This window comes from Chelatococcus sp. KU-N122 (genome assembly GCF_055391085.1).
Map to the genome: position 1 here is coordinate 3,696,290 of NZ_AP043981.1, position 23,281 is coordinate 3,719,570.

Consider the following 23,281-nt stretch of genomic DNA (forward strand, 5'->3'; position numbering starts at 1 on the left):
GCGTATCCAACCTTCGATCCGATTCCGTCCCTTTGCAGGCAACCTAGCACGACGCGAGCCTGCGCTCAGCAAGCCGGAGCTCGGGCGTTTGCCGCTATCCGTCATCTTCGCGCCGGGCTACGGTCATCGCGCAGCAATTCTGCGTTGGGGGGAACGCATATGCCGACAAGCCTGCTCGCCAAGAACGCCGACGTGCTGGTGACCATGGACGGGGAGCGGCGGGAGCTCACCGGCGCCAGCCTCTATGCCGAGGATGGCGTCATCAAGCAGGTCGGACCCGCGGCGGACTTGCCACAGACGGCCGACACCGTGCTCGACATGACCGGGCAGATTCTGCTGCCCGGCTTCGTCAACTGCCACCACCATCTCAACCAGACGCTGACGCGCAACCTGCCGGCTTGCCAGAACAACAACCTGTTCCCCTGGCTGAAGGCGCAGTACCGGGTCTGGGCTGCCACCACGCCGGAGGCGTCGCGCGCCAGCGTCATCGTGGGCCTCGCCGAGCTGGCGCTCAGCGGCTGCACGACGGTCTTCGATCACACCTACGTGTTCAAGAGCGGCAACACGGTGGACTGCGTCATCGACGCGGCCAAGGAGTTCGGGTCCCGCTTCCATTGCAGCCGGGGCTCCATGTCCCGCGGCGAATCCAATGGCGGCCTGCCGCCGGACGACTGCGTCGAGGACGAAGCGTTCATCCTGAAGGATTGCCAGCGCGCCATTGAGACCTATCACGACGCCAGCCGCGGCTCGATGCTGCGCATCGTGCTGGCGCCGTGCTCGCCGTTCTCCGTGACGCCCGGCCTGCTCAAGGATACCGCGGCCATGGCCCGCCAGTACAAGGTCGGCCTGCACACGCACCTGTGCGAGACCCTCGACGAGGAGCGCTACACCCTCAACACCTTCTCCATGCGCCCGGTCGAATGGATGGAGACAGTCGACTGGCTGGGCGACGACGTGTGGTTCGCCCACGCCATCCACGTCGTCGACGACGAGATCCGCCACATGGCCCAATGCGGCTGCGGCGCCTCGCATTGTCCCTCGTCCAACATGCGGCTGGCCTCCGGCATCGCCCCGATCAAGCGCTACATGGAAGCGGGCGTGAAGGTCGGCATCGGCGTCGACGGCTCGGCCAGCAACGATGCCTCGAACATGATGCTCGAGGTGCGCACGGCCTTCCTGCTGGCGCGGCTGAAGATGGGCCTGCTGCCGCCGGAGGGGCCTCAGACCTATATGAACCTGTCGCAGTCCCACCCCAAGCGCGCGGCCGAATGGATGACGGCGCGCGAGGCGCTGGAGCTGGCCACCCTGGGCGGCGCCCGTGTGCTCGGCCGCGACGACATCGGCTCGCTCGAGCCGGGCAAGTGCGCAGACTTCTTCAGCATAGACCTGAACACGGTGGACTTCGCCGGCGCGCTCAGCGACCCGGTGGCGGCCGTCGTGTTCTGCGCGCCGCAGAAGGCCCACTACACGGTTATCGACGGCCGGGTCGTCGTGGACGCGGGCCGCGTCACCACGGTCGACCTGCGCCAGGTGGTGGCCGAGCACAACCGCCACGCCCGCGCGCTCGCCAACGTCGCCGCGTGAGGGTGCACGACATCCGCGGCCGGTTGCCCGGTCCGATTGCCACGAGTGCCAGGGAGGCCCGCAATGCGGGCTCCGGGCCTGGACAGCAGGGCAGGTAGCATGAGCGTTCCAGATATCGGCCTCCCCGCATCCACGCCCACCGCCGCAGGCGGCGCGCCATCGCTGATGCCGTCGTTTCCGCTGTGGGGGCTGACATGGCGCAGTATCGTCATGGCCATCGGCGTCGGCCTCGTCGTCCCGGCCCCGTGGGCCGGCCCTTGGTTCTACAGGTGGTTTGCCGAGCGGATCGCGTTGCCCGACGGCCGCCCGTTGCGGCTTGCGGCCAGCGCTGCGGACAGCTGGCCACTCTTCCTCGGCCTCGGCCTCGCCGCAGTGCTTGGCACGGCATTTCAGGACAATGGCGGCATCTTTCTGGTGATTCTGATCGAAATGTTGCTCGGCGCGTGGCTGGTCAAATGGTTCGTGGGCCGTCTCTATACTGACGACCAGCAGACCCGGCTCACCTGCGAAGGCTCGTACATCGGCTTCATCGGGTGGAATATCCTGCTGATCGCCTCGTTTGTGACAGTCATCGGCTGGGCCTGGGCGGTGAAATACTGGTTCCGATGGATCGCCGACAGCATCCGCGGCTCGCTCGGCTTCCAGTTTACGGGAACCGGTCTCGCCATCCTGTGGCGCACGCTGGCGGCCGGCATCGGCTTCGTGCTGATCATCCCCATTCCGTGGGTGTTGCGCTGGTACACCGAGTGGTTCGTCGGGCAGTTCGCCGTCACGTCCCGCCGGTAGGCGGAAGCGCGAGAGGGGCGCGTGCCTTCGGCGCGACGGCCGCCTCAGGCGACGGGTTCGGCCGCTTTTCGCTCCGTCGCGTCGGCCTGCGCCGACACCAGCTCATACACCGTGACGGCTTCCATGCGCCCCTTGGCCTGCACCGTATCGACCTTGCGGAACACGAAGGCGTCGCCGCAGCGGGCCGCCGTGATCTCCGACACCAGGATCGACGTGCCGTAGGTCTTGTTGATGCCTTCGAGCCGCGAGGCGAGATTGATGGTGTCGCCCATCGCCGTGTACTGCAGGCGCGTCTCGGCGCCGACGCTGCCCACCACCGCCGGTCCCGTATGGATGCCGATGCGGGTGCGGAATGGCGGCAGGCCCTGCTGCTCCTGCTCCCGGTTGAAGGCGTCGATCGCCGCGCTCATCTCCAGCGCACAGCGGCAGGCGTGCTCTGCGTGGTGCGGATCGGCGCTCGGCGCGTTCCACAGGGCGAAGACGGAATCGCCGAGAAACTGGATCAGCACGCCGTCGTTGGCCAGCACCACCTGATGGATGCGGTCGAAGTAGGCGGACAGCATGGCGACGACGTCCTCCGGCGCGATGCGCTCGCTGATGGTGGTGAAGTCGGCGATGTCGGTGAACAGCGCCGTCACCTCCTGCCGGGCCGCCGAGCGGCTGGTGAAGCGGCCGTCGTCGAGGATGCGCCTGACGATCTCCACCGGCACGTAGAGGCCGAAGCCGTTGATGGCGGTCCGCGCCGCCGCCATGGCCCGGCTGAGGGCCGAGATCTCGGAGATCCGGGATTGCACCTCGACCGGCGGCGCGAGCAGCAGGTCCTTCAGGCTGTCCGCCTCGCCGGTCAGTCGGCGCAACGTCTTGGAGATCTGGCGGGAGAGGACGAGCGCCAGCAGCACGCCGGCCAGCAGGATCGCCGCGGCGATGGCGAGGTCGCGCATCAGCGCGGCGTCCGCCGTGCGCGTCAGCTCCGCCAGCGGCGCGGCGACGACGACGCGCGAGCCCTTGAGCAGGCTGTCGAAGTCGACGCCGGTCGCGGACACGAGATACGGCTGGCCGTCGAGCGTGAGCTGCGAGATCGCATCCACCGGCACCGCCCGCCGCAGCAGGGGGGCGACGTCGACCTGGGTCGGGCCCGAGCGGATCACGACGTCGCCGTCCGGCCCGATGACCAGCGTGATCGCGCCGGGCGTGACGCGGCTGGCGTCCAGGAAGCTCGACAGCGTCGACAGCACGACGTCGACGCCGAAGACGATGCCCGGGTTGCTGCTGTGCGCCTTGGCGACGGTCATGCCGAGCTCGCCGGTGGTCTCGAACACGTAGGGCGGCACCGAGGCGGTATCGGGCCGCCCGCTCCCCAGGCGGTACCACGGCCGCGTGCGCGGGTCGTACGGGCCGCCGGCTTCCGGCCGCGTGCCGAGCACTGCCATGCCGGCATCGTAGAACGTCCATTGCGCATGCCGGCGGCTGTCGTGGCCGATGGTGACGACGCGTACGGCATAGGTGGCGGCGGCCGGAGCATCGAGCGCCGCCCGCCAGCGCGGCGAGCGCCCCAGGTGCACCAGATTGACGGCGTCGCCGTTCGGGTAGCCCACATAGGCGCCGTCCACGTGGGCCGAGCGGTCGACGGCGAGCTTGAGATAGGCGATCTTCGACGCCAGCTGGTCGGGGGGCGGCCGCTCGAACTCGTCGGCAATGGCCGCCACCTCGACGAACATCACCGATTCCGCCGACAGCAGGCGATGGGTCTCGACCAGGCGCTCCGACAGCACGCGCATGTGCTGGCTCGCCAGCGCGATCGCCGCCGTGCGGCCCGCGTTGAAATGCAGGCCCGCGATCAGTCCGGTGACCCCGATCAGCAGGCCGACCATGACGACGGCCAGGTACTCCCGAAGAGGCCGTGACCACCTCGTTGATGCGTGCTCGCCCATGGCGCTTCGATAGACGGAAAGGGCAGGCGGGTCACGGCCGGCGGCCGGGCGCGAATTGACGCCGGTGGCCCGTGCCCTACGGCCGGCGCCGGCTCACGCCAGGATGATTTTTCCTCGGATCATCGTCCCGCCCCAGGCCTTGGTCTTGAGCGCAATCCTGCCCAAAGCCGGTGCGCGCTCGTGGGGGCGTGCTCTGAGCAGGATGTCCGGGCTCCGCCCAAGGGCGGGCTCGGAGACTCGGCATAATCTCTGCTCAGGCGACGGTTTCGGCCGTCTCCCGCGCCGCTACCCTGGCACGCGCCGCCTTGAGCTCGTATACGGTGACGGCTTTCGACCGTCCCTTGGCCTGCACCGTATCGACCTTGCGGAACACGAAGGCGTCGCCGCAGCGGGCCGCCGTGGTCTCCGACACCAGGATCGCCGTGCCGTAGGTCTTGTTGATCCCCTCCAGTCGCGAGGCCAGATTGATGGTGTCGCCCATCGCCGTGTACTGGAGCCGCGCCTCGGCGCCGACGCTGCCCACCACCGCAGGTCCCGTGTGGATGCCGACGCGCGTGCGGAACGGCGGCAGGCCCTGCTGCTCCTGTTCCCGGTTGAAGGACTCGATCTCGGCGACCAGGTCCAGGGCGCAGCGGCAGGCGCGCTCCGCGTGGCGCGGGTCGGCGACCGGCGCGTTCCACAGGGCGAAGACGGAATCGCCCAGGAACTGGATCAGCACGCCGTTGTTCGCCAGGACTACGTGGTGGATGCGATCGAAATAGGCGGACAGCATGGCGACCACCTCCTCCGGCGCGATGCGTTCGCTGATGGTGGTGAAGTCGGCGATGTCGGTGAACAGCGCCGTCACCTCCTGCCGGGAGGCCGAGCGGCTGGCGTAGCGGCCGTCGTCCAGGATGCGCCGGACGATCTCGACCGGGACGTAGAGGCCGAAGCCGTTGATGGCGTTGCGTGCGCCCGTCATGGCGCGGCCGAGCGCGGCGATCTCGGTGATGCGGGTGCGGACCCGCGCCGGCGGCACGAGCAGCAGGTCCTTCAGGCCGTTCGCCTCTCTGGTCAGCTTGCGCAATGCCTTGGCGATGCGGCGCGCCAGGACGAGGGCCACCAGCACACCGAGCGCCAGGATGGCGACCGCGATGGCGAGGTCACGCCACAGCGCCCGGTCGGCGCTCCGGGTCAGCGCCGCCAAGGGGGCGGCGACCAGGATCCGCGAGCCCTTGAGCAGGTTCTCGAAGTCGACGGCGCTCGACGACACGAGGTAGGTTTGCCCGTCGAGGGTGAGCTGCGACGGGGGCGTGCCGGGTGGCGTGTTGGCCCGCGCGAGCCCCCGCAGCGGGGCGGCGTCGATCGCCTGGGCGCCCGACCGGATCAGCACGTTGCCGTCGGGCGCCACCACCAGCGTCATCGCGCCCTTGGCCACCTGGCTCGCGTCCAGGAACCTGGACAGGGTCGACAGCACGACGTCGACGCCGAAGACGATGGTGCGGTTGGCGTCGTGCGCCTTGGCCACGGTCATGCCCAGCTCGCGCGTCGTGGCGAACGTGTAGGGCGGCACGGAGACCGTGTCCCGCTGGTTCGCCGCCAGCCTGTACCAGGGCCGCAGGCGCGGATCGTAGATGGTGCCTGTCTCGGGCCTCACGCCGAGCTCGCCCATGGCGCCGTCGTAGAAGGTCCACTGCGAGTGTCGCCGGCCGTCGTCGGCGGACGTGATGACGCGGACCGCATAGGCCGCCCCGGCCGGAGAGCCGAGCGCCGCCCGCCATTCCGGCGAGCGGGTGAGATGCACCACGTGCACGAACTCGCCGTTCGGATAGCCTACGTAGGCGCCGTCGACCTGCGCCGAGCGGTCGACCGCCAAGCGCAGGTAGGCGATCTTGGAGCGCAGGCGGTCTGGCGGCGGCAGCTGGAACTCGTCGGCAATGGCCGCGACCTCGACGAACATCACCGATTCCGCCGACAGCAGACGGTAGTTCTCGACGAGGCGCTCCGAGAGGATGCGCATCTGCTGGCTGGCCAGCTCGATCGCCGCCTTGCGGCCCGCGACGAAGTGCAGGCCGGCGATCAATCCGGACACGCCGACGAGCAGGCCGACCATGACGACGGCCAGGTGCACCCGCAGGGGCCGCGACCATCCTGTTGCCGTATGCTTGCCCATGGTGATGTCCCGCCCGGCCCGTTGATAGCCGGAAAGGGTACAGCCGTCACGTGCGGCCGCTGCCTGGCGCGGCGGCATTTGCCAATTGAGTGAGCATATCCAATTGCGGGGCGATGCTCAAGTTGTTGAGTTCATGTATCTTTTTCTGAAATTGGGCATTTCCGGCCAATCGCCGGACGCCTTGGCTCCCCGGCGCCGGCGCCAGTCCCGCGCTCACGCAGCCAGGCGCAGGATCGCCACCACGTCGTCGACGCCGCGAATGGGCTGCGGGTTGGAGCGGGCGAAAATGTGCGCCGAGGCGATCTCGCCGATGCGGTTGAACTTGTCGGCCTCGACCCCGACGTCGGCCAGCCGCCGGGGCAGGCCGAGTGCCGCGATGAAGCCGGCGAAGGCCTCGCCTGCATCCCGTCCGGGCGCGCGCAGCGCCTCGGCAATGTGCTCCTGCGCCTCCCGCGTCGCCGGGCGGTTGTAGCGCAGCACGCTCGGCATCATCACGGCCGTGCAGAGGTAATGGGGCACATCGCACGTGCCGCCGAGCACGTGGCCGATGGCGTGGCTGGCGCCCATGGGCACGCGCGACTGCAACCCGAACGCCGACAGCCATGAGCCGAACTGGCAGCTCCGGCGGGCGTCCATGTCATCCGGCGCCTCCTTGGTCCTGAGCAGGCCGTCGTGCAGCAGGCGCAGGCCGCTGAGGCAGGCGCTGTCGACCAGCGGATTGCCGGCGGGCGAGCAGATGGCCTCGATGCCGTGGTCCATGGCGCGCGTGCCAGAGCCCAGCCACAGGGTCTGCGGAGTGTGCCGGGTGATGGCGGCGTCGAGAATGATCGAGCGCGGCATCATGTGCGGGTGATTGAAGATCTGCTTGAGCTTGCGCCGTGTATCCGTCACCAGGCTGCCAGAGTTGAACTCACCGCCGGAGAGCGTGCTGGGGACGGCGATCAGGCGGGCCTTGGGCGCGCGGAACGGGCTGGGCCGTGGACCCTGCGGCGTCGACTCCACCTCGAAGCCGTCGAGGCCGCTGTCCTCGAAGATCTGGTGCTCCATGCACATCAGGACGATCTTGGCCGCATCGACCACCGAGCCGCCGCCGATGGCGACGATGAGATCGGCGTCGAGGTCGAAGGCCTGCTTCGCGGCCGCGACCGCGGCGAGGCGCGTCGTATGTTGTGGCACGCCGTCGTAAGTGCCCGCATGGCGCGAACCCAGGGCCGCGATGACCTTGGCGATCTCGTCCGTCGTCGTGTTCAGGGTGCGGCTGACGATCAGGAAGACGCGGTGGGCGTCCAGGCGCTCGGCCTCTTCGCGCACCGCCTGGTCCGCCGGCTTGCCGTAGATGACGCGATCCATGGGCGGAGTAGATGACGCGATCCATGGGCGGATAGGTGTAGCTGCCGACCGTGCGCATCGAGCGCCTCCCGCGTGATAGCCGCTCTATCAGGCTTATGGCCGAGGGCAGTGGATAGCCAGCAAATCCTTTTGACAGTCCCTGTTAGGAATTCTAACTTTATAGGCCATGCCTCGCTCGCTGCCGTCGCTGGACGCCCTCCGCATCTTCGCGATCGCCGCCCGGCATGAAAGCTACTCGCGCGCCGCCGACGAGATCCACGTCACGCATGGGGCGGTGAGCCAACGGATCAAGCAGCTCGAAGGGGACCTGGGATTCAGCCTGTTCGAACGCCGCGGCGGCAAGATGCTCCTGACCGCGGATGGGCAGCAGTTGCGCAGGAGCGTGGACCTCGCCATCGGCGAGATCGCGCGCGCCCTGGACGCGATCAGGGCCGTGAAGAGCTCGCGGCAATTGACGGTCAGCCTGTTGCCGGTACTGGCGGCACGATGGCTCATTCCACGGCTGTCCCGCTTTCACCAGCGCCATCCCGATATCGAGATCAATATCCGCACCGGCTCGCACCTGGCGAACTTCGACGTCGACGGCGTCGAGCTGGCGATCCGCTTCGGGCGCGGCGACTGGCCCGGCCTGCGGGCGATCAAGCTCATGGACGAGGAGCTCTTCCCGGTCTGCAGTCCGTCCTTCAACGACGGCCGCTTGCCCGCAAGCCCCAGCGAATTGTTGCATATGCCGTTGCTGCGCGACGCCAATCTGCCCTGGTCCTACTGGTTTCGCACGGTCGGCCTCGCTGCGGACGCCGAGGTGCGCGGCACCTCGTTCACGGATGCCCATCTGCTACTCGACGCGGCCGTTGCCGGGCATGGCATCGCGCTTGCACGAAGCTCGATCTGCGCGAGCGAGCTCGCGGCCGGGCGGCTGGTCCGCCTGTTCCCGCAGAGCTACCGCACCGCCTATTCCCATTTCATCGTCTATCCGCCGGCGATGGAGGGGAACAAGGTCACGGCATTCCGGGATTGGCTTCTTGAGGAGGCCGCAGCCGACCGACGGACAGAAGTCGAAGGCTGATATCCGGGCTGTCCTCGGTCGGCGGACGGATCGACTGGAACAGGGTTTCGCTAGGAGTATTGAGTGAACGAACAGACGAATGAGAGGACGGGATTTACTCCGGAATTCCTTGAGGTGCATTATCCCCTGGTCGGCGAAGGCGAGCCATTCCCGGGTGTTTGGGCTGAGGATCTGCGCGTCGGCAGCATCGTCCTGCCCGGGCAGCGCCGCTGGGAGGGCAATCCCGGCTGGCGCACGCGGCACGGCGAGGCCGTGGTCCTGTGGAGCCTGGGCCTGCCGCACCAGGTGCTCGGCATCCGCTATCCCGACGGCAGCCGCGGCGCGGCGCACTACACCCTCGACGGCGGCTTCCGGCGGCGCGCCACCGGGCCGAAGCGGTGGGTCTACGGCAAGGCCGATATCCGCCCCGACGACGTCGTGTTCATCGACGGCCGGCAGCCGGCCTATACGCCGCCGCCGCTGACGGATGCTCCCGATCTGGAGGCTGTACTCGCGCGCGATCTGTCGTTTCTCGGCGCACTGCAAGACGACTACTTCGCCCGCGCCGCCTATACGGTGCTCTGCGACCGGCGGTTCGTTCGCGAGGCGGACGCCGCGGTCTGGCCCTGCGGCGAGCGGCAGGCCGCGAAGCTCGTCGCTTACCTCAGGGACCTCGGCGAGAGCTACCACGATTTCCTCAGGCGCGAGCTCCGCGGCGCCCAGCCGGCCGTGGAGCATCAGCCGGAAGCTCACGCCGAGATCGTCGAAGCCGTGCTGGCGCATCTGACGCGCCTCGGCTGGCGCCGGGAGACCGAGGACGAGCGCCGCCGCGCCGGCGTGCCCGCGCGCGACCGCCGGGTCGAGGTCATGAACTGAGCCGATGCACGGCCGGGTCAGGCCCCGCCGTGACGAGGCACGGCCGTGGCGTCGGCCCCTCGGCGGGGCTTCGATGGGACGTTCTACGGCGTCTCGGATGTCCCGCGATGCCCCTTGTGCTTCGGCCCCCTCGCGCGGGGACGCCGGTAGTCGCCCGGAATCGTGTCGTTTTCGCCCGGCGGCTCGCCTGCGGTGCGGGACATGAAGCGGTCAAAGACGTCGCGCTGTCCGAGGGTAAAGGTTGCGGCTGGGCTTGGCTGTCCAACCACCGGGCGCGGCGCCAAATTGCAGGCATCGCAGCAGTGGCGCAGATGGGGTGGAGCCGCGGCACCTCTGTCCGATGTGCGAGCCACAAAGGAGTGAGCGTCGGTGCGTCGTCAGGGCGCCACCCTTCCGCGCCATGTATCAGCCGTTGCCAGCGGCGCATCATGAGGCCAACTGCCATGGACAAGCTACCTGCATCGCAGGCGTAACCGAGGAGTGTGCGATGCATGACGAAACGGCAGGCCCGTGCTACGCCCGGCTCGATCAGCGGCGGCGGGAGCTGGTGGTCGGCAACGAGCTGATCGAGCGGCGATGGCGCGTCGACGCGGCCGGCCAGCTCGTCGCCGTGTCGCTGTATCACAAGCCCGCACACAAAGAATGGCTGCAAGGCCTCCGGCGTAAGCCCGCACCCACCGCCGTTGGGCTGCCTGTCGCCGAGGAGCGGGTGGTGACGCTGACCACCCACGACGGCGGCAGCTCGCTAAAGGCGCAGCTGAACGCGGCCGGCGCCGGGTCCAGCCTGACCTATTTCGTCGAGATCACCCCCGGCGTCGCGGCCGTGACCATGCGTCTCGCTGCAACCGGCCTGGGCGCATCCGACCCGTCCGACGGCTCCGACGTGCTGGAATCCTTGGCCCTGACGCCGCTCCATCTGAGCCTGACCCAGGTCAATCTCCGCGACAGCACGGATTTTCACAACGAGCTCGTGCAGGAGGCCGAATGGCTGCTGCACCCCTCGGAGCAGGCGTTGCGCCTCGAAGGCTGCCTCTTCGCCGTGGAGGACGTGCTGACCGGATGCGGGCTGATCCTGCTCAAGCACGCGCCACTGCCCCACGCCCGTCCGGTGGCGACGCCTGCCGATCTCGTCGTCCGCGCGAACGAACGGCGTCTGACGCTCATCGGGCATGGTAACGCCGTCGACGATGAGCAGCCGGGCTATGGGTGGACGGTGATCCTCTCCGCCGACGGCAAGGCCGGGCGCACCGTGGCGTTACAGGCTTATCAACGGGCAGTACATTGCTATCGCCCCGGCTGCGACGGATTACTGCTGTCCAATACATGGGGCGACCGCAACCGCGACGGCCGCATCAACGCAGCGTTTCTGAGCGAGGAAATCGCTGCCGCCCAGCGGCTGGGCGTCGAGGTCGTGCAGATCGACGATGGCTGGCAGAAGGGCACCAGCAGCAATTCGGTCCATGCGGAGACCTCGGGCGGCGTCTGGGAAGGGTTCCACGACGCCGACCAGGATTTCTGGGCCGTGCACCCCGAGCGCTTCCCCCAGGGTCTGGCGCCCCTGGTGCGGCAGGCGAGAGCGCTGGGCGTGCGCCTTGGCCTGTGGTTCGCGCCCGATTCGGCCGACCACTTCGCCCACTGGCGCAAGGATGCCGACCACCTGCTGCAGCTGCATGCAGACCACGGCATCGACCATTTCAAGGTCGACAGCATCAAGCTGCGCAGCAAGCGGGGCGAGCGCAATCTGCACGCGTTCTTCGACCATGTCCTGCGCCAGTCCGACGGCCGCATCCTGCTCGACTGCGACGTGACGGCGGAGACCCGCCCCGGCTATTTCGGCCGCATGGACAGCGGACCGCTGTTCATCGAGAACCGCTATACGGATTCCCGGCGCTACTGGCCACATACGACCCTGCGAAACCTGTGGCAGCTCAGTCACTACCTGGATCCGCTGCGGCTGCGCATGGAATGGCTGAACAACGCCCGCAATACGGACAAATACGCCGACGACCCGCTCGGGCCTGCCACGTACCGCCCGGACTGCCTCTTCGCCACCGTGATGTTCGCCTCGCCCCTGGCCTGGCTCGAGGTGTCCGGCCTGCCGGAGGATTACGTCGCCGAGGCGGCTCCGCTGATCGCCACTTGGAAGGCCCACCGCGACGCCATCTTCGCCGGCTCGATCCTGCCGATCGGCGCGGCGCCGGACGGCGTGAGCTGGACGGGTTTCGCGGCGATCGCCCCCGACCGGCAGTCGGGCTACCTCCTGCTGTTCCGCGAGCTCAGCCCGGCCGCGGAAGCGGCCATTCAGGTGCCGCTCCTGGAAGCCTCCGCTTGCGAAGTGCTGGCGGGGCAGGGCGACATGGTGATCGGCGACGGGCTGGTCCGCGCGGCGATCCCAGCTCCGTTGGGCTTCGTTTTCGCTCGGGTCTGGCTCCCGGCTTGAGGGCCATCGCACAGGTTACTGCGTGGTGGCCCTCCATTCGGATGAAACGGATCGGCCACCACAGGATGCATCGTGCAGCCGCCAGCCGCTTGCTTCTTTCACCAGGCTGAATGTGAATGAATCCCTCTTGACCTTTTGATCGCCTCCAAACGACTGTTCCAGCGTTGCCCGCACCTTGGCCGAGCGCCCCTGAATCTCGATGCGATCAATCGAAATCGGTCGCGCTAAGCTGAAATCCTGGCCTTGAACGAAGAAGTCGTAATCGAGCCCACCGGCTACCGCCCTCTTGTAGAGTTTCAGAAGGTCTCGATCGAATAATTTCGCGGCAAGCCGCTCATTGAATCCCGAATTGCTATTGTCGCCAACGCCGTAGGTCGCATAGAGCGCCTTGACGACCGCGGCAGGGTCGTCGTCGGCGGCGAACGCCGAGCCCGCATACGGGACGATCAGGAGCGACGCCGTCAAGCGGAGCAAATCTCGTCTCGTCGTCATTGAACGTCCTCCTACCGCTGCATTGCCTGATCGGCCTTCTCGCCGCGACGGGTCAGCGTCGGTGATCGAAGGACGCCGGTCTGTGCTCCACTGCACGATGACCCACGTTCTGTTCGAGGGCGCCGCCTCGCGGTCGGCGGCCAGCCGAACTCGGCGAGGACAGAGCCCCTTGATGTCTCTACTCTGGCCCTTGTGGCCGTCATCAACGAGCGGCCGCGAGCCCTTGGGAGGAGACCACGATGCCTAGCGATCTGATCGGCCAGGCTGCGGAGCTTGAACGTCTGCTGAAGTTACGCAACGCACCATTCGGCATGAAGCTGTTCGAGCGTGCCGAGGACATGGCGGCCATTCCGCGCATCCGTCGCCCGAAGGCCATTCACGCCTTCGATCAGGTCGTGGCACAGGCAGCTCGGCTGGGGTGGACCGTAGGGGCCACCGCCGAGGATTTGGTGGGCGCGCAGTGCCGAGCGGTGATCGGCCTCGGCAACGCCAAGGATGCCGAATGGACATCCGGGCAGCGCATGGTCGGCGTCTGGTATTCGACACCTGAGGATGCCGGCGCCCACCAGGCGGCGATGAACTGCGTCGAGGACGGCCGCTATCAGGCGATCGCCGTCTCGCCGCTCTCATCGGGGCGGCTCGACCCACCCGATATCGCGCTGTTCTATGCGACGCCGGGAGCGATGATGTATTTCATCAACGGGCTGCAATGGGCCGGCTACAAGCGCTTCGACTGGAGTGTCGTCGGCGAATCCGCCTGCGCCGACTCCTGGGGCCGTGCCTTGAAGACACGCCAGCCCAGCTTGTCGATTCCATGCTTCGCCGAGCGCCGCTATGGCGGCGTGCTGGACGATGAGATGCTGATGGCGCTGCCGCCCGACATGCTCGGTCAGGCGATTGCCGGCATGGAGGCATTGTCCAGGAACGGCCTGCGCTATCCGTTTCCACAATACGGCATTCAGCAGGATGTGCGCGCCGGCATGGGGGTCAGCTACGGGGGACCGTAGCTCGGTCGCCTGTAGGCGCTCGATCTCGTCGCGCAGCCGCGCCGCGGCGCCGAACCCCAGCCGGGCCGCATCGCGCGGCCTCGCTTCAGGCGAACGCCGGCATGACCTGCTCGGCGAACAGCCGGAGCGAACGCTCGAGCAGCTCGGTCGGAAGGCCTGGCATCTGCATGCGCAAGACGATTTCGGTCGGCTCGAGCTCCCGCTTGATCTCGCGGATGCGCTCCCTGGCGAGGGCCGGGTCGCCGACGATGTAGCGCGATGACATGGTCCGGAAGTCGACCATGGCCGTGTCGGTGACCAGGGTGCCGTGATCGGTGCGGAGCGCACGCTCGCCCTCCGCCGACTTGCGGCCGTAGATGCCGAACAAGCCGGTGGTGCCGGGCGCACCGTAGCGCTCGGCCTCCTCGATCGTATCCAGCACGAGCGCTTCGCGGAAGATCGGACGCTCCTCCGGGGCGTAGCCGATACCGGCCGCGATCTCGGTGTAGCGCGCGAAGTGCTCCTTCAGCTCCGCCGTCGTATGGCGCGGTGAAGCGGTGAGGGGCACGCGGCGACGCGCTGCCCGTTCGAGCAGCCTGGGACCGGAGACACCGTACCAGATCGGCAGCTTCGTCTGGACGGGGCGCGGGCTTAGCTTGAGGCGAGGAACCTGGAAGAGCTTGCCTTCGAAGCCGATATCGTCCGGATCCGACCAGGCCTTCTCGATGAAATCGATCAGCTCCTCGTGCAGCTTGAAGCGATCGGCATAGGGCACGCCGCGGCCGGCGAACTCCTCCGACGCGTAGCCCGGCGAGGTGCCGAAGGTCAGGCGGCCGTCACAGAGATTGTCGAGCGTGGCGAGGTCTTCCAACAGCTGCACGGGCGCGTAGAGCGTGCTGACCAGGATGTTGGTGACGAGGCGGACACGCCGCGTCACACCAGCCGCCTGCGCCAGCAGCATGAGCGGGCTGGGCACGAACCCGTCGGCCTGGAAATGATGCTCCGTGACGTGGATGCCGTGGTAGCCCAGATCCTCGATCAGCGGGCAGAGTTGACGGAACTCATGGAACGTCTGGCGATGCGTCGTCGGGCTGCCGGGGGGCGCCACGAGGCTGAATATCACCGAGAATTTCACTGTCGTTCTCCTTGACGACGAGCAAGGCCCCGTGCGGGGCGGCAAAGAAGCGCCGTTCCCGGTTTCGATGCCGGGAGGCGGCTGCTGCGCGGGGTGTGCGGCAGATCAGGCGTCGCGCCGAGGGTGCCTCACGCGAGCTCCGTCCTGAGCCGCGCGAGCCGGTCGAGCTCGACCGCGCGGGCGGCCAACGCCTGGTCCATGTCGACCTTGACGAAGCGGACGGCCTGATGGGGCTGCAACTGGCCGATCAGGTCCATGTCGGCCGCGATCACGGTGCCGAGCATGAAATAGCCGCCCCCGGTGACTGCGTCGCGATGCAGCACGATCGGCTCGGCCCCCGCCGGCACCTGCACCGAGCCATAGGGGTAGCCGCAATCCACCACGTTGGAGGCGTCGGCGCCGGCGCCGAACGGCGGCTCACGCTCGACCAGCGACAGGGGGCGTCCGCCACGAAAGCGGTAGCCGATCCGGTCCGCCTCCGGCGCGACCTTCCACGTGTCCTCGAAGAAGTCGGTACCGGCCTGCTGTGTCAGGCGGTGCCAATAAAGGCCCGGCAGGACGCGCAGTTCCACCGCGCCCGGCATCGCGCGGCGCAGCGCGGCCGGCAGAGGCCCCGTCGTGCAGTCCGGCCCGGCTGCCGGCCCGAGCTTCAGCACGTCGCCGGCCATGAGGGCCCGGCCCAGATGACCGCCGAGACCGCCGAGCGGGTAGGTCGAGCGGCTGCCGAGGACCATCGGCACGTCGATGCCGCCGGCGATCGCGAGATAGGCGCGGGCGCCCGCCCGGAGGAAGTCGAAGGAGAGGGTTTGGCCGGCTTCCACCACGATCGATGTCCAGGCGGGCTGCGGCTCACCATCGACCTTCACGGGCATGTCCGCCCCGGTGACGGCGACCGTGCGGCGCTCCTCGAACAGCAGCTGTGGGCCGGCGAAGACGATCTCCAGGCCGGCATCGTCCTCGTGGTTGCCGACGATGAGATTGGCGGCGGTGAGCGCGTAGCGGTCCATCGCCCCCGACATCGGGATGCCGAGATGGTAATAGCCTGGACGGCCGAGATCCTGGACGGTGGTCTGGAGCCCGGGCTTGACGACCTTAATGGCCATTGAGCGCCTCCAGAATCCGTCCGGCATAGGGTGCCGGCGCCTGTTCGAAGGCGTCGAGCGAGAACGAGACCGTGCTCTCCTTCAGGACGAAGCGTCCTGTCTCCAGTTCCCCGACCAGGGTGTCGTATTCCTCGCGCCCGATCGAGCGGTATTTCACGATGTCGCCGGGGCGGAACAGGATCATGAAGTCGCGAAGGTAGCTGGTGACCTGGTCGGGGTCGTAGATCGGCATCGGGGTGATGCCGAGCATCTGGTAGCCGCCCGCCCCGCGCACCGGGTAGATGCAGCTGAAGCAGCCGCCATGCGACACGCAGAGCTTCGGCGTGTCGGTGCGGGGCCGGACGTATTTCGGCACCTGGATCTGCCTGTCCTGCTCCACCATCTGGAACATGAACGGGCAGCCGGCGACGAAGCCCACCATCGAGACGAACCAGGGCGAGCCGGAATGAGCGGAAATGAGATCCTCGATGCTGTCGAACCCGTTGATCCGTGCCGAGTACTCGAGGTCGGTCGCGTTGGGGTCCTGGTGGCGGTCGCGGAAGCGCATCAAGGTCTCGCGCGTCCACGGATCGTCGTAGTAGACGGGCAGCTCCAGGATGCGCGTCGTCAGCACCCTGTTCGCGGCTGCGCCGGCCGCCTCGATCGACTTGACCTCCTTGAGGAGGTCGCCGGGTGCGATGACGTCGGGATTGAAGCGGATCAGCAACGAGGCATTGGCGGGACAGATCTCCGTCACGCCGGAGATCCGGCTGTCGCGGACCGCGTTGCAGATGCCGAGCGCGCGGAAGAAGGCCTGCAGCGACATGCTTTCGCTCATCTCGACGAACAGATGCTCGTCGCCGCCGAACGTGTATCTAGCGTCCATCGTCTCCCTCTATCGCTAGGACACGCGCAGAGGCCTGTCAGTCCGCGATCTCGTAGAGCGCCTGGCCCGCCATGACGGGCTCCTCGTCGTCGACAAGAAACCGCACGAGCGTCCCGCTCGCCTCGGCCTGAACCTCGGTGAAGGTCTTCATGACTTCGATCAGGCCGACCGTCTCGCCTTGTGCGAGGCTCTCGCCTTCGCTCTTGAAGGCCGGCTTGTCCGGCGCCGGCCTGCTGTAGAACGTGCCGGGGATCGGGGCGGGAACAGCGCGTGTCATCGTGGGGCTCCTGGAGCATGTCTTCTTCGGATTTGCGCGTATGAAGGGATGGGCATGCGTCAACGACCTGGATCAGTAGGCCGCCCCTGCCGTTGGTGATCGCGCGCCATCAAGGCGCTAAGCCCGTGCCGTCGCGCATGCGACGGCAAGGCCGCAATCGGCAACCGCGCGGCGCGCGGCCCTGATCACCGCCAGCGCATTCGGTCCGTCGCTGTGAACGCAGACGCTTTCGACGTCCATCGGCAGGACCTTGCCAGTCCGGTTGGTCAAGGTTTTCCGAGAAATGATCTCGACCATCCGCGCATAGACGAGGTCCGCATCGACCGGCCGCTTTTCACGCTCGACGATGAGGGACCCGTCGTCCGCGTAGTCGAGGTCGGGATAGGCCTCGGTGCACACCGGGATGCCGCGCATGGCGGCGCGGGCGGCGAAGGGCTCACGATCGGCGGGCCCTGCCCAATAGATCGCGGCCTCCGGCGCCACGGCCTCGATCGCGTCGAGGGCGGCGTCGGCCAGGTCGGGCTCACGCAGGACATGGAACAGGGCGCCGTGGGGCTTGACGTGGTTGAGCTGCACGCCTGCGCGCCGCAGGAACCCGGACAGGGCTCCGACCTGATAGACCACGTAGGCGTGGAGGTCCTTCGGCGTGACGTTGATCACGCGGCGGCCGAAGCCGAGCAGATCCGGCAGCCCCGGATGAGCGCCGACGGCGGTGCCCGCCGCCTTGGCCATGGCCACCGTGTTCATCATGATGAGCGGATCGCCGGCATGAAAGCCGCAGGCGACGTTGGCCGTGCTGATCAGCGGCATGATCGCCTCGTCGTCGCCCATCCGCCAGTTTCCGAACCCCTCGCCCATGTCGCAGTTGATATCGAATGTTCCGACCGCCATCGGGCCCGCTCCCTTGATCTCGACGTCCTGCCCGACGGCGCCGCCGTTGCGGGCCGAGTGCGGCCCGGCCACGCTGTTCACGCCCGCGCCAGCCTGGTGCGTGCGCCCAGCGAAAGATAGAGAACGAAGCTGCTGACGGCGGTCGCCGGTGCCGAGAAGCTGGCCGTCCACGGCACGTTCATTAGAACGACACCCAGGGCGACGGCGCCGAACCACGCCACCAGACCCGTCGGGTTGAAGGCCGGATAGGCCGCGTCGGGCCGGGCGCCGGCGTCCTCGGGCTCGCCGGGGGCCCTGCAGAGGATGTAGGCGAGCGCCACGCCGACCCAGGCGACGACGAAGATGCCCTGGTAGGCGAGGGCGGCCAGGATGTAGTGCACCACGTCCGCCATCATCAGCGCGTAGACGATGAGACCCACGACGATGGCCCAGATGTATTTCGGCCAGTTGAGCCTCAGGGTGAGGCGCCCCAGCGATTCCAGGTTGACCGCGGCAAGGTAGTAGTTTGCCGTGTTGATCCGTGTCTGCGTTGCCCACACGAAGACGAGGCCCAGAAATCCCATCATCAGGATGATGGCCTTCACCGCCGAGACCTCGCTCAGAGCGCCCTGGAGCGGGATCGTATTGGCCAGGAATATTCCGGCGAGCCCGCTGAGCAGCAACGCTATCGTATAGAATGGCGCACCGAAGTTGAACAGCGCATGATAAGTCTCGTCGTCGCTGCGTCCGAAACGGGCGTAGTCGAACGTGAACATCATCATGATCCACACGCCCATATAGGCGACGTAGACATTCCACCAGCCGGTCGACGACGGCGCCGATCCTTCCACGGACAGCCAGGCGTTGCTGTAGCCGTAGTTGTAGATCGCCAGGCCGACGGCCGCGGCCAGCCCGACGAGGTAGACCGGCAGCAGCACGCCGTTGAGCTTGTCGAGCCAGTTCTGAATGCTGCCGAAGACCAGCGGCACGCTGTAGAGCACAACGAGCAGTGCGGCAATCTTGTAGTCGAGGCTGGGATAAAGGAACGTGGCGGCGAGCGCGATGACCGAGCCCTCGAACACCGCGTAGTAGATGGCGGTCGCCGCGAAGATCAATGTGGCCAGAGCCGATCCTGTCGTGCCGAACAGGAGGCGGGAGAACAGCGAGACCGAGAGACCCGTCCGGATCGCATACCGCGCGATGACGGCGTTGATCGCAGAATACGTAATGATCGTAAGAATCAAGCCGATCAAAGTATTGCGAGTGCCGTAGACCGAAGCCAGCGTCGCAGCAACGACGATCCAGAACATCGCGCTGCAACAACTCCACCAGGCCATGGTGAGAGAGGTCGCCTTCATCCGGCCATTGCTGGGAACCGGGCGCTTCGTGTAGTCGAGTTCTTCCGCTCCGTCAGGCACGGGACTGCTTGCCATCGGATCACCCCTGTTTGGTCTTGCCGGGCTTTTTGCTCTTTGCAAGATCACGCTAGCGGCATCCGACGCATTGTGGAATTTCTATATATTGATGGGGCGTATTCTGTTTTTTTTATAATGCTCGATCACCCCCGGAGCAGGAGGCCCGCCGTTTGAGTTTCTCCTTCAGACAGATCCGCTACTTCGTGGCGGCCGCGGAGAGCGGCCAGCTCAGCCGCGCGGCGGTCGAGCTCAACGTCTCCCAGTCGGCCGTCACGACGGCGATACGGCAGCTTGAAGAGGTGGTGGGCATCACGCTCCTCACCCGCCGCTCGACGGGCGTCACGCTCACGCCCGACGGGGAGCAGTTCCTGCGCCACGCGCGGGATATCATGGCGACGGTCGATCAGGCGCTGCACGTGCAGCGCCGCTCCCAGCACGACGTCACGGGCACGGTGCGTGTCGGCGTCACCTACACGGTCGTCGGCTATTTCCTGTTGCCTCTGCTCGTCCGGTTCCGGCGCGTCTACCCCGACATCACGGTTGTCCTCGAGGAAGGATCGCGCCGCAACGTGGAGCGTGCGGTCTCGAACGGGCCGTTCGACCTGGCGCTGACGATGACCCAGGACTCTCGCGACATCGGGCACGAGGACCGCCTAACCATCAAGACGCTGCATCGCTCGGCGCGGCGGCTTTGGGTGTCCGCCAATCATCGCTTCCTTGCGTTGGAAGCCGTTGGATTTCGGGAGATTGCGAGCGAGCCTTATGTCGCCCTCACGATCGACGGTGCGTGGGACTATGCGCAGCGATACTGGGACACGCTTCCGCACCGGCCGAAGGTCGTATTCAAGACCTCGTCCGTCGAGGCCATTCGCACGATGGTCGCTTCAGGGATGGGGGTCTCGATCCTCTCGGATATGATCTACCGGCCCTGGTCACTGGACGGGCAGCGTATCGAGACGCGCGACGTCGACGGTTCTGTTCCAACCGTGGATGTTGCCGTTATCTTTCCCGCGGAACGGAAGATGAGCCCTGCCGCACGCACTTTCGTCACGTTCCTGCAGCGGGCGAGCAACGCCGCACCCCTGTCGCCGTAGGGCAGCCACGGGCAACCGACCGGAGGCTTTGAAGCAGAAACAAGGTGGCCGATCGTTGGCGCAGCCTATTTCCCCTTCCGCCCCCGATATTTCGGCTTCTGGCCGGGCCAGCCGGCGGTCGAGCGGGCCGGGGCGACGAAGTTCGCCGGGGTCAGCGGCAGCTCGCGATTGTGCGGCCCCATCTCGTCGAGGGTGGGCTTGCGGGCGCGCGTGGCCTCCTGCGGCGGCAGGTTGCCGGCGTTGCCGTAGCGGCGCTTGCCGGCGAAGCCGCCGGCCTTGTCCTCCACCTCGGACTGGCGGGCGAGCGGATCGTCGGCGATGGCGAGCTCGGTCGCCTGCAGGCGCTTGATCTCGTCGCGCAGCCGCGCCGCGGTCTCGAAGTCGAGGTCGGCGGCCGCCGCCCGCATGCGCTTCTCCAGGTCGGCCAGCACGGTCTTGAGATTGTGGCCGATCGGCGCGGCCTCCTTGGCCAGGCCCGCGTCGACGATGACGTGGTCGCGCTCGTAGACGCTGTCGAGGATGTCGGCGATGTTCTTCTTGACGCTTTGCGGCGTGATGCCGTTGGCCGCGTTCCAGGCCAGTTGCTTGTCGCGACGCCGGTTGGTCTCGGCCAGCGCCCGCTCGATCGAGCCGGTGATCTGGTCGGCGTAGAGCAGCACGCGGCCGTCGACGTTGCGGGCGGCGCGGCCGATGGTCTGGATCAGCGAGGTCTCGGAGCGCAGGAAGCCCTCCTTGTCCGCGTCGAGGATGGCGACCAGGGCGCACTCGGGAATATCGAGGCCCTCGCGCAGCAGGTTGATGCCGACCAGCACGTCGAAGGCCCCGAGCCTCAAGTCGCGGATGATCTCGATGCGCTCCAGGGTGTCGATGTCGGAGTGCATGTAGCGCACGCGCACGCCGTTCTCGTGCAGGTACTCGGTCAGGTCCTCGGCCATGCGCTTGGTCAGCACCGTGACCAGCGACCGGTAGCCCAGCGCCGCGGTTTCGCGGATCTCGCCCAGGACGTCGTCGACCTGGCTGCGGGCCGGACGGATTTCGACGGGCGGATCGACCAGGCCCGTGGGGCGGATCACCTGCTCGACGAAGACGCCGCCGGTGCGCTCCATCTCCCAGTCGCCGGGGGTGGCGGATACATGCACCGTCTGCGGCCGCATCGCCTCCCATTCCTCGAAGCGCAGCGGCCGGTTGTCCATGCACGAGGGCAGGCGGAAGCCATACTCGGCCAGGGTCGCCTTACGGCGGAAGTCGCCGCGGTACATGCCTCCGATCTGCGGCACCGTGACGTGGCTCTCGTCGACGAAGACGAGGGCGTTGTCGGGCAGATACTCGAACAGAGTCGGTGGCGGCTCGCCAGGCCTGCGGCCGGTGAGGTAGCGGGAATAATTCTCGATGCCGGCGCAGACGCCGGTCGCCTCCAGCATCTCCAGGTCGAAGCTGGTGCGCTGCTCCAGCCGCTGCGCCTCCAGGTAGCGGCCGGCCCGGTTCAGGTCGTCGAGGCGCCACTTGAGCTCCTCCTTGATCGACTTGATGGCCTGGCCCAGCGTCGGCTTGGGCGTGACGTAGTGGGAGTTGGCGTAGACCTTGACGAAGGAGAGGTCGGCGGTCTTGTGCCCGGTCAGCGGATCGAACTCGACGATGGTCTCCACCTCGTCGCCGAACAGGCCGATGCGCCAGGCCCGGTCTTCCATGTGGGCCGGGAACAACTCGATGACGTCGCCGCGCACGCGGAAGGTGCCACGCGCGAAATCGCTCTGGATGCGCTTGTATTGCAGCGCCACCAGATCGGCCAGCAGTTGGCGCTGCTCGATGCGCTCCCCCACCTTGATGGAGAAGGTCATGGCCGTGTAGGTCTCGACAGAGCCGATACCGTAGATGCACGAGACCGAGGCGACGATGATGACGTCGTCGCGCTCCAGCAGCGCACGGGTCGCCGAGTGGCGCATGCGGTCGATCTGCTCGTTGACCGAGCTTTCCTTCTCGATGTAGGTGTCCGAGCGCGGAACGTAGGCCTCCGGCTGGTAGTAATCATAATACGAGACGAAGTATTCGACCGCGTTGTTCGGGAAGAACGACCTGAACTCGCCGTAGAGCTGCGCCGCCAGCGTCTTGTTCGGCGCCAGCACCAGGGCCGGGCGCTGCGTCGCCTGGATGATCTGCGCCGCGGTGAAGGTCTTGCCCGAGCCGGTGACGCCGAGCAGCACCTGGTCGCGCTCCAGGCGGTTTACGCCGTCCACCAGCTCGGCGATGGCCTGGGGCTGGTCGCCGGCGGGCTCGAAGTCGGACACGATGGTGAAGCCGATGCCGCCCTCGGACTTCTCCGGGCGCGGCGGCCGGTGCGGCGTCCACAGCTTGTCCTTGTGGGACGGGTCGCCTTCCGTGAGCAGCTTGGACAGCGCGTCCATGGTCGCCGAGACGCCCGTCGTCAGCGCGCCGCCGTCGTCCTCGCCGTCGGCGGCGACGTTGCCCTCGCGCACGCGCCGCGGGGCGGCCTTGAGGATCTCGTCGCGGCTGAGGCTCTGGTCGCCCGCACCCCACTTGCGGCCGCGCTTGGGGGCCAGGGCCGAATCCGGCGGCAGCGCCTCGCCGGTGGTGACGCCGTAGGCCGCCTGCGGCCGCTCGCTGAAGCCGGCGCGGTCGCTCGCCGCCGTGCCTGGCGCGGCGCGGCCGCGGTTGATGCCCGGGTTGAGCAGATCGGCCAGATGCTCGTCGAGCGGCTTGAGCTCGGGCTTGCCGGCCTTGCCCCGGCCGGCGCGCGGCCGCTTGGGCGTCTCCGTCGAACCCGAGGCGGGAATCTTGGGGGCTTTCGGCATCGTCCCAATATGGGACGGAACCGCCGCGGCGGAAAGGGTGATCGGCTCCGTGCGGCCCTGCGTCCACCGC

At 67.6% G+C, this 23,281-nt stretch carries 18 protein-coding genes; 7 read left to right on the forward strand and 11 right to left on the reverse strand.

All coding sequences use genetic code 11. The features are described 5' to 3' along the window. Positions 1-159 precede the first annotated feature (159 nt). A complete protein-coding gene (locus tag ACZ5PO_RS16550; RefSeq protein ID WP_464195366.1) occupies positions 160-1,584 on the forward strand; it encodes an 8-oxoguanine deaminase in 1,425 nt (474 codons plus the stop codon). 99 nt (positions 1,585-1,683) lie between these two features. Further along, positions 1,684-2,370 (forward strand): hypothetical protein, encoded by a 687-nt coding sequence (locus ACZ5PO_RS16555; protein ID WP_464195368.1) that lies wholly within the window; start codon positions 1,684-1,686, stop codon positions 2,368-2,370. 44 nt (positions 2,371-2,414) lie between these two features. On the opposite strand, the gene ACZ5PO_RS16560 is transcribed toward ACZ5PO_RS16555, so the two are convergent. The 3 genes from ACZ5PO_RS16560 to ACZ5PO_RS16570 all read right to left on the reverse strand — a co-directional run bounded on the left by ACZ5PO_RS16560 (position 2,415) and on the right by ACZ5PO_RS16570 (position 7,803). Then, positions 2,415-4,241: an adenylate/guanylate cyclase domain-containing protein gene (locus ACZ5PO_RS16560; protein WP_464195370.1), complete on the reverse strand. Its 1,827-nt coding sequence runs from the start codon at positions 4,239-4,241 to the stop codon at positions 2,415-2,417. A 313-nt stretch (positions 4,242-4,554) separates the two neighbouring features. Further along, positions 4,555-6,453 carry an adenylate/guanylate cyclase domain-containing protein gene (locus ACZ5PO_RS16565; RefSeq protein ID WP_464195372.1) on the reverse strand — a complete coding sequence of 633 codons (1,899 nt, stop codon included), beginning with the start codon at positions 6,451-6,453 and terminating at the stop codon, positions 4,555-4,557. A 213-nt stretch (positions 6,454-6,666) separates the two neighbouring features. Beyond that, positions 6,667-7,803 (reverse strand): iron-containing alcohol dehydrogenase, encoded by a 1,137-nt coding sequence (locus ACZ5PO_RS16570; protein ID WP_464195374.1) that lies wholly within the window; start codon positions 7,801-7,803, stop codon positions 6,667-6,669. 166 nt (positions 7,804-7,969) lie between these two features. Here ACZ5PO_RS16570 and gcvA point away from each other — a divergent pair, with 166 nt between their 5' ends. The 3 genes from gcvA to ACZ5PO_RS16585 all read left to right on the forward strand — a co-directional run bounded on the left by gcvA (position 7,970) and on the right by ACZ5PO_RS16585 (position 12,164). Then, positions 7,970-8,869 carry a transcriptional regulator GcvA gene (gene gcvA / locus ACZ5PO_RS16575; protein ID WP_464195376.1) on the forward strand — a complete coding sequence of 300 codons (900 nt, stop codon included), beginning with the start codon at positions 7,970-7,972 and terminating at the stop codon, positions 8,867-8,869. A 63-nt stretch (positions 8,870-8,932) separates the two neighbouring features. Then, entirely contained in the window at positions 8,933-9,724 is a 792-nt protein-coding gene (locus tag ACZ5PO_RS16580; RefSeq protein WP_464195378.1) for a hypothetical protein, read from the forward strand. Positions 9,725-10,211: 487 nt separating this feature from the next. After that, positions 10,212-12,164, forward strand: coding sequence for an alpha-amylase family protein (locus ACZ5PO_RS16585; RefSeq protein ID WP_464195380.1), 1,953 nt, complete (start codon positions 10,212-10,214; stop codon positions 12,162-12,164). Between the two features lie 15 nt (positions 12,165-12,179). Here the strand turns inward: ACZ5PO_RS16585 and ACZ5PO_RS16590 are convergent, their stop codons facing one another. Then, complete coding sequence (locus ACZ5PO_RS16590; protein ID WP_464195382.1) at positions 12,180-12,656, reverse strand: hypothetical protein; 477 nt, start codon at positions 12,654-12,656, stop codon at positions 12,180-12,182. A 239-nt stretch (positions 12,657-12,895) separates the two neighbouring features. On the opposite strand from ACZ5PO_RS16590, the gene ACZ5PO_RS16595 reads away from it, so the two are divergent. Next, on the forward strand, positions 12,896-13,663 hold the full coding sequence (locus ACZ5PO_RS16595; RefSeq protein ID WP_464195384.1) for a DUF169 domain-containing protein: 768 nt from the start codon (positions 12,896-12,898) through the stop codon (positions 13,661-13,663). Between the two features lie 85 nt (positions 13,664-13,748). Here the strand turns inward: ACZ5PO_RS16595 and ACZ5PO_RS16600 are convergent, their stop codons facing one another. From ACZ5PO_RS16600 to ACZ5PO_RS16625, 6 genes are all read right to left on the reverse strand, one after another. Then, the gene (locus ACZ5PO_RS16600; RefSeq protein ID WP_464195386.1) at positions 13,749-14,777 is read right to left on the reverse strand and encodes an LLM class flavin-dependent oxidoreductase; all 1,029 of its coding nucleotides are present in this window, start codon (positions 14,775-14,777) and stop codon (positions 13,749-13,751) included. Between the two features lie 128 nt (positions 14,778-14,905). Next, complete coding sequence (locus ACZ5PO_RS16605) at positions 14,906-15,880, reverse strand: 5-oxoprolinase subunit C family protein (RefSeq protein WP_464195388.1); 975 nt, start codon at positions 15,878-15,880, stop codon at positions 14,906-14,908. Beyond that, positions 15,870-16,745: a 5-oxoprolinase subunit B family protein gene (locus tag ACZ5PO_RS16610; protein WP_464195390.1), complete on the reverse strand. Its 876-nt coding sequence runs from the start codon at positions 16,743-16,745 to the stop codon at positions 15,870-15,872. Before ACZ5PO_RS16610 ends, ACZ5PO_RS16605 begins: the two co-directional genes overlap by 11 nt. Positions 16,746-16,782: 37 nt before the next feature. Further along, positions 16,783-17,022: an acetyl-CoA carboxylase gene (locus tag ACZ5PO_RS16615; protein ID WP_464195392.1), complete on the reverse strand. Its 240-nt coding sequence runs from the start codon at positions 17,020-17,022 to the stop codon at positions 16,783-16,785. A gap of 117 nt (positions 17,023-17,139) precedes the next feature. After that, the gene (locus ACZ5PO_RS16620) at positions 17,140-17,994 is read right to left on the reverse strand and encodes a 5-oxoprolinase subunit PxpA (RefSeq protein WP_464195394.1); all 855 of its coding nucleotides are present in this window, start codon (positions 17,992-17,994) and stop codon (positions 17,140-17,142) included. Beyond that, positions 17,991-19,250: a purine-cytosine permease family protein gene (locus tag ACZ5PO_RS16625; protein WP_464195396.1), complete on the reverse strand. Its 1,260-nt coding sequence runs from the start codon at positions 19,248-19,250 to the stop codon at positions 17,991-17,993. Before ACZ5PO_RS16625 ends, ACZ5PO_RS16620 begins: the two co-directional genes overlap by 4 nt. Positions 19,251-19,477: 227 nt before the next feature. Between ACZ5PO_RS16625 and ACZ5PO_RS16630 the strand changes: the two genes are divergently transcribed. Further along, a complete protein-coding gene (locus ACZ5PO_RS16630) occupies positions 19,478-20,401 on the forward strand; it encodes a LysR family transcriptional regulator (RefSeq protein ID WP_464195398.1) in 924 nt (307 codons plus the stop codon). A 65-nt stretch (positions 20,402-20,466) separates the two neighbouring features. Here ACZ5PO_RS16630 and uvrB read toward each other — a convergent pair whose 3' ends face one another. Beyond that, positions 20,467-23,211 carry an excinuclease ABC subunit UvrB gene (gene uvrB / locus ACZ5PO_RS16635; protein ID WP_464195400.1) on the reverse strand — a complete coding sequence of 915 codons (2,745 nt, stop codon included), beginning with the start codon at positions 23,209-23,211 and terminating at the stop codon, positions 20,467-20,469. Positions 23,212-23,281: the final 70 nt, after the last annotated feature.

What these genes read in the sequence shown, in the direction of transcription:
- ACZ5PO_RS16550 (WP_464195366.1), top strand. Translation starts at nt 160, where the DNA reads ATGCCGACAAGCCTGCTCGCCAAGAACGCCGACGTGCTGGTGACCATG.
- ACZ5PO_RS16555 (WP_464195368.1), top strand. Translation starts at nt 1,684, where the DNA reads ATGAGCGTTCCAGATATCGGCCTCCCCGCATCCACGCCCACCGCCGCA.
- ACZ5PO_RS16560 (WP_464195370.1), bottom strand. Translation starts at nt 4,241, where the DNA reads ATGGTCGGCCTGCTGATCGGGGTCACCGGACTGATCGCGGGCCTGCAT.
- ACZ5PO_RS16565 (WP_464195372.1), bottom strand. Translation starts at nt 6,453, where the DNA reads ATGGGCAAGCATACGGCAACAGGATGGTCGCGGCCCCTGCGGGTGCAC.
- ACZ5PO_RS16570 (WP_464195374.1), bottom strand. Translation starts at nt 7,803, where the DNA reads ATGGATCGCGTCATCTACGGCAAGCCGGCGGACCAGGCGGTGCGCGAA.
- gcvA (WP_464195376.1), top strand. Translation starts at nt 7,970, where the DNA reads ATGCCTCGCTCGCTGCCGTCGCTGGACGCCCTCCGCATCTTCGCGATC.
- ACZ5PO_RS16585 (WP_464195380.1), top strand. Translation starts at nt 10,212, where the DNA reads ATGCATGACGAAACGGCAGGCCCGTGCTACGCCCGGCTCGATCAGCGG.
- ACZ5PO_RS16590 (WP_464195382.1), bottom strand. Translation starts at nt 12,656, where the DNA reads ATGACGACGAGACGAGATTTGCTCCGCTTGACGGCGTCGCTCCTGATC.
- ACZ5PO_RS16595 (WP_464195384.1), top strand. Translation starts at nt 12,896, where the DNA reads ATGCCTAGCGATCTGATCGGCCAGGCTGCGGAGCTTGAACGTCTGCTG.
- ACZ5PO_RS16605 (WP_464195388.1), bottom strand. Translation starts at nt 15,880, where the DNA reads ATGGCCATTAAGGTCGTCAAGCCCGGGCTCCAGACCACCGTCCAGGAT.
- ACZ5PO_RS16610 (WP_464195390.1), bottom strand. Translation starts at nt 16,745, where the DNA reads ATGGACGCTAGATACACGTTCGGCGGCGACGAGCATCTGTTCGTCGAG.
- ACZ5PO_RS16615 (WP_464195392.1), bottom strand. Translation starts at nt 17,022, where the DNA reads ATGACACGCGCTGTTCCCGCCCCGATCCCCGGCACGTTCTACAGCAGG.
- ACZ5PO_RS16625 (WP_464195396.1), bottom strand. Translation starts at nt 19,250, where the DNA reads ATGAAGGCGACCTCTCTCACCATGGCCTGGTGGAGTTGTTGCAGCGCG.
- uvrB (WP_464195400.1), bottom strand. Translation starts at nt 23,211, where the DNA reads ATGCCGAAAGCCCCCAAGATTCCCGCCTCGGGTTCGACGGAGACGCCC.